6 protein-coding genes are annotated in these 11806 nt (G+C 38.3%); 5 read left to right on the top strand and 1 reads right to left on the bottom strand.

Features of this window, described 5'->3' with window-relative positions; all coding sequences use genetic code 11:
- Positions 1–392: 392 nt before the first annotated feature.
- Complete coding sequence (locus ACP6L2_RS17900; RefSeq protein WP_440510616.1) at positions 393–1616, top strand: hypothetical protein; 1224 nt, start codon at positions 393–395, stop codon at positions 1614–1616.
- 28 nt (positions 1617–1644) lie between these two features.
- Here ACP6L2_RS17900 and ACP6L2_RS17895 read toward each other — a convergent pair whose 3' ends face one another.
- A complete protein-coding gene (locus tag ACP6L2_RS17895; protein WP_440510615.1) occupies positions 1645–2796 on the bottom strand; it encodes an acyl-CoA dehydrogenase family protein in 1152 nt (383 codons plus the stop codon).
- A 470-nt stretch (positions 2797–3266) separates the two neighbouring features.
- On the opposite strand from ACP6L2_RS17895, the gene amaB reads away from it, so the two are divergent.
- The 4 genes from amaB (at position 3267) to ACP6L2_RS17875 (ending at position 11798) form a co-directional block, all read left to right on the top strand.
- A complete protein-coding gene (amaB, locus tag ACP6L2_RS17890) occupies positions 3267–4796 on the top strand; it encodes an L-piperidine-6-carboxylate dehydrogenase (RefSeq protein ID WP_440510614.1) in 1530 nt (509 codons plus the stop codon).
- Positions 4797–4805: 9 nt separating this feature from the next.
- Complete coding sequence (lat, locus tag ACP6L2_RS17885) at positions 4806–6110, top strand: L-lysine 6-transaminase (RefSeq protein WP_440510613.1); 1305 nt, start codon at positions 4806–4808, stop codon at positions 6108–6110.
- Between the two features lie 467 nt (positions 6111–6577).
- Positions 6578–8179, top strand: a complete 1602-nt coding sequence (locus ACP6L2_RS17880) for a DUF6377 domain-containing protein (RefSeq protein WP_440510612.1) — start codon at positions 6578–6580, stop codon at positions 8177–8179.
- A 511-nt stretch (positions 8180–8690) separates the two neighbouring features.
- Positions 8691–11798: a SusC/RagA family TonB-linked outer membrane protein gene (locus ACP6L2_RS17875; protein ID WP_440510611.1), complete on the top strand. Its 3108-nt coding sequence runs from the start codon at positions 8691–8693 to the stop codon at positions 11796–11798.
- The last annotated feature ends 8 nt before the right edge of the window (positions 11799–11806 follow it).

Genomic DNA, 11806 nt, shown 5'->3' with positions numbered 1-11806 from the left:
CAGGGGTTGGATTCGAGAACCCTTCGGATCTCCTTCGGAACTCGTTCGGAACTCCTTCGGATCTCGTTCGGTTCCGACCGAACGAGATCCGAACAAGATCCCTGTCAGATCCGAGGAAATTCCCTAGGGTTCTCGAAGGAAACCCCTGTCAGATACGAGTTCAACACGAACTAAAATGGAGTCATAATATTATCTCTTATAGTATATATAATATAAGGGAGCATAATCAATCTAAATTCGGAGAGGCATAAGACCTTATTGTAAAAATTTCATAAAGCAAGAATCGAGGGATAACAAAATAGTATAAGATGTTAATTAATCTTAAAGCTTTCAGATAAGAATAACATCCTATTAATTTTCCATTAACTTTAGAAGAGCCAAGAAATCTTATTATGGAAAAAGCGAAAATGACAAGTACTACTTACACATTCCCAAAAAATCCAATTCTGTTTCGATTTAGTTTTTTGCTGATCCTACAATATATCCTTGCGTTTAACAATGGGGCTTTTATCCCCCTCCAGTACGTTAGCAACCTGTTCAGGAAACTCTGCTATATTATATTAGACTTAAATCCTGACAACCTTGGCCAAGAAATAGTCTGGGGTGTATGGAAAGTAGACTTGCAGGTTTTAGGACTAATCAGCATTGCAGCCGTATTGGGTACCATAATCTGGGCTTTATTCGATCGCAAAAGGCAAGTATTCCCAAAAGCGCAGTATTTGTTAACAACATTCATACGGTATTACATCGGATTAATGCTCTTTACCTATGGTTTGGTAAAAGTCATCAAGACACAGTTCCCTACACCATCTATGGTTGAATTGACGAAACCCTTGGGCGATTTTACGCCAATGGGATTAGCATGGTCATTTTTTGGCTATTCAACGGGGTACAATCTGTTCTTAGGAATAGCAGAATGCTTGGCCATATTACTGTTGTTTCGAAAAACAGCCACTTTGGGAGCATTGATAAGCTTTGCAGTCTCTTTAAATATATTTATTTTAAACATCTGTTATGACATCCCTGTAAAAATCATTTCAGGGGGATTGATGTTCTTATCGCTTTATCTCTTACTTCCAAACATCATCAGTTTATGGAAGATCTTCTTTAAAGGAGAAGCGAGCCAATTGGTTCCTATGCCAAGCCCTCCTATATATAAGAGGTATTTAATAATCCTACTTATCGTTGCGAAGTATATATTGATAGTAGGAAGCATCGGAAGACATTACCAAATAAATGAGCAGACAATCATATGGCTAAACCAATTCCAGGACAAGAAATTTGAGCTTTATGGAGCATACTTTGTTGGCAAAGATCAGCTTGATGAGGCCAAACAACTTGGCATACCCTCCCGCTGGAAGTACATCTATTTTTTCAATAAGGATCTCATGAAAATAAAATATGATGATGGGACTATGGTAGAATATTCTGCGATAATAGACACGAGCAAGAAGCATCTGAAGATAATAACCAAAAGTGGAGAAAAGGGATTGGATCTATATTATAAGAAAGAGGCTAATGGCGATATGATATGGACGGAAAAGTCAAGCGAAGGCAAGAATACCATCCGCTTGACTCGATTCCAAGAAATGGAGAGCAAACTACTCTCCCAATAATATATTGTTATCCTTATAGGTACTCCATTTAGAAAGCATTGATTCCTGTAATGTCCTGACCTGTTATTAAGAGGTGCACATCATGAGTTCCTTCATAGGTAATCACAGATTCCAGATTCATCATGTGTCTCATAATTGGGAAATCGCCAACAATACCCATTGCGCCTAGTACTTGCCTAGCTTCTCGAGCTACTTGCAATGCCATGTGCACATTGTTTCTTTTGGCCATGGAGATTTGTGCCGGAGTTGCTCGGTTTTGTTCTTTTAAGGTCGCTAATCGCCAGGATAACAATTGCGCTTTGGTGATTTCAGTTGCCATTTCGGCCAGTTTTTTCTGTTGTAGTTGAAAGGAAGCAATAGGTTTACCAAATTGTTCCCGTTCTTTAGCGTATTGCAGTGCCGTTTCATAGCAATCAATTGCCGCACCAATGGCACCCCAAGAAATACCATATCGAGCTGAGTTCAGACAGGAAAGTGGACCTTTCATGCTATTAACTAAAGGAAGCACATTTTCTTTAGGGATAAAGACTTGGTCAAATACCAGTTCGCCGGTTTTGGAGGCACGAAGAGACCATTTGTGCAATGTCTCTGGCGTAGTAAAGCCTTCCATAGCACGTTCTACGATTACCCCACGCACTTTTCCTTCTTCATCTCTTGCCCAAACCACCGCAATATCACATATCGGGGCATTGGTAATCCACATTTTAGCACCAGAAAGTCGGTAACCATCGCCATCAGCAATCAACTTAGTTTCCATTCCCCCGGGATAAGAACCATGATTGGGCTCCGTGAGTCCGAATGCACCAATAAGGTCTCCTGTAGCCAACTGTGGTAGAAAACGTCCTTTCTGTTCTTCAGAACCAAAGGTAAAAATGGGGAACATCACGAGGGAGGATTGCACAGATGCCGCAGAACGTATAGCCGAATCGCCATATTCCAACTCCTGCATGATTAAGCCATAAGCCATCTGATCGAGACCAGCCCCTCCATATTCCTCCGGGATAAAAGGTCCTAAAGCACCGATACCTCCCAGTTTTTTCATCAATTGGGGAATTTCCTTATGCTCCTGGGCATATTGATCTATGACAGGTTTTATATCCGATTTAACAAATTCGCGTATGCTATCACGAATTAGTAGGTGCTCCGGATTAAGCAATTCTTCGATTTGGTAGTAGTCCATTTGAATTAGTGTTAAGACGATAGATTTCAGACAACAGATTTAAGATTCCATTTTCCGATCTATAATCTTTAATTTTTAGTTTGTTTTTTATGTGTTGCTGTATTGTTATATATATAGGATGTTTATTTCATCCATTCATTTACTTCTTCGTATTAGTTGCTAACTAAAATTAGGGAATGTTTAGAGTATAAAAGCTGATTTAGCTTAAAAAATCCAAGAGAGTAATGAAGATCATTTTTTAAAAATGGTGTTTTATAGCATAAAAAAGATGATGGAATCGTACATCATATTGATTGTTAAATATTTATCAAAAGATATTGGGGTACGGGAGAAAATCAAGGAGAATTCGTTAGATTCGATTCATAAGTAACAAATTTTGCCATGAAAAGATATTATATTCAGTAAAACGTATTGAATAACAAAATATATTCTCTATATTTATTAAAATTTCGAATAATATAAACCACAGCATGACATCAAAAGAATTAAAAGCACTTGGAATCGAGGCGGAAAACTTAGGCACATCTACTGGTAGCAAATGGTTTGCGAAGGGAGATATCATCAGTTCGAGTTCACCTACGAACGGGAAACTGATTGCTAAGGTTCAATGTACTACTCGAAAAGAGTATGATAAAGTTATAGAAGCAGCTGAAAAGGCTAAATCAATATGGCGTGATATTCCTGCACCAAAGCGTGGAGAGGTAGTACGTCAATTGGGTGATAAACTTCGCGAATTAAAGCCTGTATTGGGAAAATTGGTTTCCTATGAGATGGGCAAGTCCTATCAAGAAGGAATGGGTGAAGTTCAGGAGATGATTGACATTTGCGATTTTGCGGTAGGTTTATCGAGACAATTGTACGGAAATACCATTCATTCCGAGCGTCCAGGTCACCGAATGTACGATCAATACCATCCATTGGGCATAGTAGGGATCATCAGTGCCTTCAATTTTCCGGTTGCTGTTTGGTCTTGGAATGCCGCATTAGCTTTGGTTTGTGGAGATGTCATTGTTTGGAAAGGCAGTGAAAAGACGCCGTTATGCGCCGTAGCATGTCAGAAAATTCTTGCTGAAATCCTTAAGGCGAATAAATTGCCTGAGGGTATCTCTTCGATCATCAGTGGAGCTGCAGAAGTGGGTGCATGGATGTCGGAAGATGAGCGTATTCCCTTGATATCTGCAACAGGGTCTACCCGAATGGGTAAAATCGTTGCTGCAACAGTGGCAAAACGTCTAGGGAAATCCCTATTGGAATTAGGAGGAAACAACGCTATTATCGTTACGCCAAGTTCTGATTTGAAGATGACCATCATTGGTGCTGTGTTTGGTGCTGTAGGAACAGCCGGTCAGCGCTGTACCAGTACGCGTCGATTAATCATTCATGATAGCATTTACGATCAAGTGAAAAAAGCTTTGGTAGATGCCTACAAACAAATTAAGATTGGTGATCCGTTGGATAGCAACAATCATATGGGTCCTTTGATTGATACGGATGCAGTTAACATGTACCTATCTGCATTGGACAAGATAAAAGCTGAGGGAGGTAAACTACTAACTAAAGGCGAAGTATTAAAAGGAAAAGGCTATGAAAGCGGATGTTATGTAACACCGGTTATTGCGGAGGTTGAAAATCATTATGAGATTGTTCAGCACGAGACCTTTGCTCCTATTTTATACTTAATTAAATACAGCGGTGAGGTTTCGGAGGCTATTAGTTTACAGAATGGCGTTCGTCAAGGATTATCATCGGCGATTATGACCAACAATTTACGTGAGGCAGAATTATTCTTGAGTCAGAACGGTTCAGACTGTGGTATTGCCAATGTAAACATTGGAACATCTGGAGCAGAGATTGGTGGAGCATTTGGTGGGGAGAAAGAGACAGGAGGAGGAAGAGAATCTGGATCTGACGCTTGGAAAGTTTATATGCGAAGACAAACAAACACAATCAATTATACCAGTAATTTACCTTTAGCACAAGGTATCAAATTTGATTTATAAACAGTAAATATGAGAGAAACACATCAACGTTTAGCAAAACATATACTGGCAGATGGGTTGCCAGTTGTGATAGACCTGGAAAAATCACATGGGTCCTATATTGTCGATGTCGACGGCAAAGAATATTTGGATATGTTCAGCATGTTCGCATCTTCGCCAGTGGGGTACAATCACCCGCACATTGTTGCCAATGCAGAAGCTTTAAAAGATTCTGCCATCAATAAGCTTGCCCTATCCGACATCTATCCAAAGGAGTATGCCGACTTTGTCGACACTTTTGAACGCGTAGCCATTCCTTCGGAATTGGGTTATTGCTTTTTCATCGATGGTGGTGGATTAGCAGTAGAAAATGCATTGAAAGCAGCCTTCGACTGGAAGACAAGACTTAATCAATCGAAGGGGATTTCTACAGAAGCAAGTCAGGTAATCCATTTTAAACAGGCTTTCCACGGTAGAACGGGATACACACTATCCTTAACAAATACAAGTGACCCAAGGAAATATCAATACTTTCCTAAGTTCAACTGGCCAAGAATTACCAATCCGAAATTAAGTTTTCCATTAACGGAGGAATCCATTAATGACACGATTGAGGTGGAGAAAAAGGCTTTGGCGGAAATTGAGAATGCTATAGCAGCAAATCCGAATGATATTGCTTGTTTAATTTTAGAGCCTATACAGGCTGAAGGTGGAGATAATCACTTCCGCAAGGAGTTTTTCCAAGCATTGCGTGATATCTGTGATCGCAACGATATCATCTTAGTTTTGGATGAGGTGCAGACAGGTATTGCTATGACCGGAAAAATGTGGTGCTATGAGCATTACGGCATTATCCCTGATGTTATTTCTTTTGGTAAGAAAACCCAGGTATGTGGTATTCTAGCGAGTAAGGAGAAATTTGATCGTGTGGAGCACCATGTATTCAAAGAGTCCAGCCGTATTAATTCTACTTTTGGAGGTAACTTGGTGGACATGGTTCGCTTCCGATTGATCTTAGAGATTATTGAAATAGAGAATTTGGTGGAGAAAGCTGCTACTCTGGGTGAGTACTTGCAGAAAAGACTTTCTGATTTGGCGGAGAAGCATGATATGATCACTGCGGTTCGCGGAAAAGGTTTATTATGTGCCTTTGACCTTCCCAGCAAAGAGATTCGCGATAAGTTTGTTCAGGATGCTATGAATAAGCAAATGCTTATTTTAGGTTGTGGCGATTGTAGTATTCGCTTCAGACCGCATCTGACTGTTACGAAGGAAGATTTGGATAAAGCGATAGAGTTGATTGGGGAACTAGTCGATCAAAAAGTCACCGTATAAAGGAACGAGAATATAAATCATTGGCCGCACTTAGAGAATTTTAAGTGCGGTTTTTTTTATGGACAATATTTCAGCGTTATTTTTTATTGCAAAATAATGATTACAAAACTTTGCAATAAAATCAGTTCGGGTATGATTTTACCCATTCTAGATAAACCGTTTAAGCGTAGCCTAATTTAATACATCCATAATATGAGGGTGATGTTTCCTTAATCTCCAACTTATAATTTCGTCCAGCATAAGAAGGGATTTTACAACAATATTGGGGAATTAAGAGCATTTGTCTACTGAATTCAGTATATTGGCATTAAATCTAATTATGAATTTCTATAGCGAGATTCTCGTTATAGGCAACCTATAAGCTTATCAAACCTTTAATTCTAGCAATCTTAATAAGTTGCTTTTCCATTATCAGCTATGCCCAATCTCGGGAATCTTTTGAAAGTTCATTTCGAGAGTTGAAAACCATGGTGGCCAAAAGAGACTATTACTTAAGGGAAAAGCTTCAGCGTATTGATTTGGCTAAAAGAAGTTTGAATAGTACGAAGAGTGCGACGAAAGAATATCAGCTATCAAAAGATTTATTTGATATGTACATCGACCTGCAAATAGACAGTGCGCTATATTATGCAGAGAACATGCGTCAATTGACCGAAGGTCCATTGGTAGGAGATTTAGACAAGAGAATTGAATCTACACTTTATACAGCCAAATCCTATACCCTACTTGGCATGTACAAGGAATGTGAGGTTCTTTTGGAACAGAAATTTGAACCTAATATTGCAATCCCAGACCACTTAAAAGAACTTTATTATACAACACATTTGGATTTATATAAAAGTTTGAATGTACAGGTAAATAGTAATCAGCAACAACAGAAATATAAAGTACATATCCAATCAAATCTTGATTCTCTGACCAAGTATGCATCTAAAGGATCCATTTGGTCATCTATTCATCTTTCTAATCAGCTGAAAGCTTCCGGAAAATTGGATGAAGCGCTAGAAATTCTCAAACCGGTTTGTGATCGGATGAATTCCTCTGACCGAGATCTAGCCAATGTAGCATTTTATATGGCCGACCTATACAGGTTGAAAGGAGATCTGGAGTCTGAAATGCTTCATCTTTCTATTTCTGCCATAACGGATATAGAGCATTCTGTAAAATCCTATGTTTCCTTATGGAAATTGGCTATTCTATTACATGAACAAGGAGATACAGAAACTGCGTATAAATTTATTGAGATATCATTAGAAGATGCTATCTATTGTGGTGCTTTTCGTTGGTTTCAAGCCATTACTCAAGTCCTTCCGAAGATATATGACTCTTATAATGAAAGGCTAATAAACCAAAGGAATGTTATCTTACTTGGTTTCTTTCTCTGTTCCAGTTTATTGGTTGGGATTGGTTTACAATATCGAAAAATCAGAAAAACTAAAAACCAATTAAGTAAAAGCTTAATAGATTTAAAATCTATAAACAAAGAGTTGAATCAAGTTAGCCAATCGTTAAATTATTCCAATGCGAAATTACATCTGGCGAATAGTCAACTTGTCTTTCTGAATAATGAATTGGTTTCTACAGGTATCATTAAAGAAACCTACTTGAGTAAGTTTATTGACCTGTGTTCTGATAATATAGATAAATTAGATGATTACCGAAATAAACTACGCCGATTACTCAAAATTGGCAAGTATGAAAAATTACAAAAAGAACTGAATTCCAAAAGTTATATCGATTCGGAGCAAAAGGACTTTCTACAGAATTTTGATGAGACATTTCTAAAGCTATTCCCTGATTTCGTAGAGGAATTCAACAACCTCTTCCCTCCTACTGATCAGCAAATACTAAAAAAGAATGAATTGCTTAACACCGAATTGCGAATATATGCCTTAATAAGATTAGGCATTTGTGATAGCCATAAAATCGCAAGATTTCTACGCTGCTCTATCAGTACCATTTATACCTATCGTTCAAAAATAAAGAACAAATCATTCGACCCTGAAACATTCGAAGACACTATTCGAGATTATAGAAAGAATCAAGCATTTCAACTTTTGGAAGATTAATTGCTAAAATTTCTATTCCTTCCATAGCACTCTATCCTTCAATATTACCTTTAAATAAACTTAAAGTTAAGCTACTTTGAAGTATCCTTTGTTAGTTCAAATTTTCTAAAATAAGCAAGAATAATCCTAATAATTCCAGTTGGAGTTTGGTTTAAAAAAGTTTGATTTTCACTGTTAAATATTTTTATAAAAATCTATTTATCAACACTTTAATACCAAACCTTATTTTGATTTTTTTGAGACCAACGTATCAAAAGGGTTTAGTTAAAACTTAATTCATGAAATTTGTTGAAATCAACTTTACGAACTAAAACAATCATGAAAAAACTTAAAAATGCAGTAACACCTTTTCTCCAACGGAAAGGTAACACAGACCAAACCAATCGTAGAAATTATCCTTCCAGATCCAAGCACTATAACTAGTCGGGGATAAAGCAGGGATAATAGCATTCGATTAAAAAGAGCAGGGACTAACCATCCTTGATGTACAAAATTTGATTAATTATTAACTATGAAAATACATTACTTTGTATTAGGGGTTCTTATTGCACTTTTCTTTACAAGTTCCGTTTTTGGGCAGGATAAAACGCTCTCTGGAATTGTAAAAGATTTAAAGACTGGTGAGACCCTATCTGGCGTAAGCGTTCGCTCAAAACTCAAGGGGACAACTGTAGGGACGGATGAAAATGGTGGATTTAGCATCCAAAGTGTTACTAAAGACTCTTTAATATTTAGTTTCATGGGTTATAAAACTCATGTTGAAGCAGTTAAGGACCGACTTGTATTAGAAATCCTTCTATCAGAGGATGATTCGGCAATTGAAGAGGTAACTGTGGTTGCTTTTGGTAAGCAGAAAAAAACGAGCATTGTTGGTGCTATCACCACAGTCAACACGAAAGATTTACAAGTTCCATCATCCAATCTAACATCTGCTTTTGCAGGAAGAATACCTGGGATGATTGCTTTTTCACCTTCAGGAGAACCAGGAGCAGACAATGCGGAATTCTTTATTCGAGGAGTAACAACTTTCGGTTATCAATCATCACCTTTAATTCTTATTGATGGTTTTGAATCAACCACCGATAACCTAGCTCGTTTGCAACCTGATGATATCGAAGCCTTCTCCATCCTAAAAGATGCATCAGCCACAGTTTTATATGGCGCTCGTGGAGCGAATGGGATAATTATGGTTACCACAAAGGCAGGTAAGGAAGGTCCAGTAAAGTTTAGTGCTCGTGTAGATTACCATGTTGCCACTCCTGTTCAAGAGATTGACATGATTGATGGTGTTTCATACATGAAATTGTACAATGAAGCACGAGTTACCAGAGACCCGATGTTGGGAACTTACTATTCCGAGCAGAAAATCCAATCAACCATGCGTGGTGAAAACCCGATGATAAATCCCAACATTGATTGGTACAATACACTATTCAACAAATCAGTAGACAACAAGAAGGTCAACTTAAATATTTCCGGTGGTGGACAGGTAGCTACTTATTACGTGGCATTTGGTGCAGATAAAGAAGCGGGGTTATTAAGGGTAGACAACAAGAATAACTTTAACAACAACATTGATATTGGTCGATATAATGTTCGTACGAATGTATTGTTCAAATTGACCCCAACGACCAAGCTAGACACAAGAATTCAAGCACGATACGAGAAATACAATGGTCCATTCCATTCGGCTAGCAGTATCTTCAATATGATTATGAACATTAATCCGGTTGATTTCGCACCTTATTATGAGCCGGATGCAGCCAATCTTTACACCGAAAACATCCTGTTTGGAAATAAGTATACGGAGTCTGGATTAATGCCAAATCCATATGCGGAAATGGTTCGCGGATATGAAGATCGTAATGAGAACAACGTCATTGCACAAGCAACGCTTTCTCAGGATTTAGACTTTATTACAAAAGGATTAAAATTCCAAGGTAAAGCTTCGGCAACGACATGGAGCCGTTATGCTGGAAGAAGGAGCTATGAACCTTATTATTATGACATCGATATTAACGATTTCAATCAGGTAACAGGTGAATATAAATTATTTCTTTTAAACCCGACTTCAGGAAAACCCTATTTGGGAAATGTAATACCTAGTCGTAATTCAAATGGACACTTTTATTTTGAAGGTCGTTTCAACTGGGATCAAATCTATGGTAAGCATAGCATCTCTGCTATGACTGTAGGTATGATGGAAGAGAAATTATTGACAGCAGGAAATAGCACATCCATTTATGAGACCTTACCTGAACGAAACATGGGAAATTCAGGTCGTTTTTCTTACAGTTTTGATGAACGATATTTTGCAGAATTTGCCTATGGTTTTAATGGTTCGGAGAAGTTTACTGGCAATAAGCGTTATGGATTCTTCCCATCATTTGGTGCTGGATGGATGATTTCCAATGAAAAGTTCTGGGAGAAATTTGCTCCTGCGGTAAACATGTTGAAGTTACGAGGAACATGGGGTATTGTTGGAAATGACGCTATTGCAGGACGCTCGGGTCGTTTCTTCTACCTTTCAGACATCTCCTTAGGAGGTGCTGGCTATACCTGGGGAAGTACATTTAACAATGAATTCGGTGGTTATACTACGAATCGTTATGCCAACCCGAATATTACATGGGAACAATCCGAAAAGATTAACCTAGGTTTTGAATTGGGATTATTTAATAGTGCGTTAAAGATCGAAGGTGATTTCTTTAAGGATTACCGAAGTAAGATCTACATGAGTCGCCAAAACTTTCCGTCTACAGCAGGTTTAGAAGCAGCTATTAGTGGAAATGTTGGAAAGGTAAATTCTCAGGGTTTTGATGGTATGGTTGAATTCAACAAGACCTTCAGTCCGAACTATTGGCTATCTCTACGTGGTAACTTCACTTATGCTACGAATAAGTATGTGGCATTGGATGAAAAAGATTATCCAGATGAATACCTAAAGCGTATTGGAACAAACATCAATCAACCGCGAGGCTTGATTGCAGAGCGTTTATTTGTGGATGAACATGAGATTGCCAACTCACCAAAACAAGATTTTGGAGAATATCTGGCAGGAGACATCAAGTATATGGATGTGAATTCTGATGGGCTTATTAACAGTAACGACTATGTTCCAATCGGTCATCCGACAGTCCCAGAGGTTCAATACGGATTTGGAGCATCCATGGGCTACAAAGCAGTAGATTTCTCTTTCTTTTTTCAAGGGAATGCCAGAACATCCTTTTTTATCAATGCAGGCGATCAAGGGATTGCTCCCTTCGTAGATCATCGGAATGCCCTTTCCATAATTGCTAATGATTATTGGAGTGAAACCAATCCTAACATTCATGCCTTCTGGCCACGATTATCCACCAATGCCATTGCAAATAACACGCGTAACTCGAGTTGGTGGTTACGAGATGGCAGCTTCCTTCGCTTGAAGTCAGTGGAACTTGGCTATAGTCCAAAAGGCTTAGAGCGTTTCGGTATCCGCAAAGGGTCTAGGATTTACCTAAGCTCCCAAAATGTCTTAGTGTTGAGCAGCTTTAAATTATGGGATCCAGAAATGGGAAGCAAGGGATTAGGATATCCACCGAATAGAAGATACAACTTAGGTTTTCAATTAATTTTTTAATAGGAATA

Source organism: Sphingobacterium lactis (assembly GCF_051951495.1).
In the GTDB taxonomy this organism is placed as follows: domain Bacteria; phylum Bacteroidota; class Bacteroidia; order Sphingobacteriales; family Sphingobacteriaceae; genus Sphingobacterium; species Sphingobacterium lactis_A.
The sequence above is the reverse complement of the archived record's forward strand: the minus strand, read 5'-3'. Positions and strand labels throughout refer to the sequence as shown.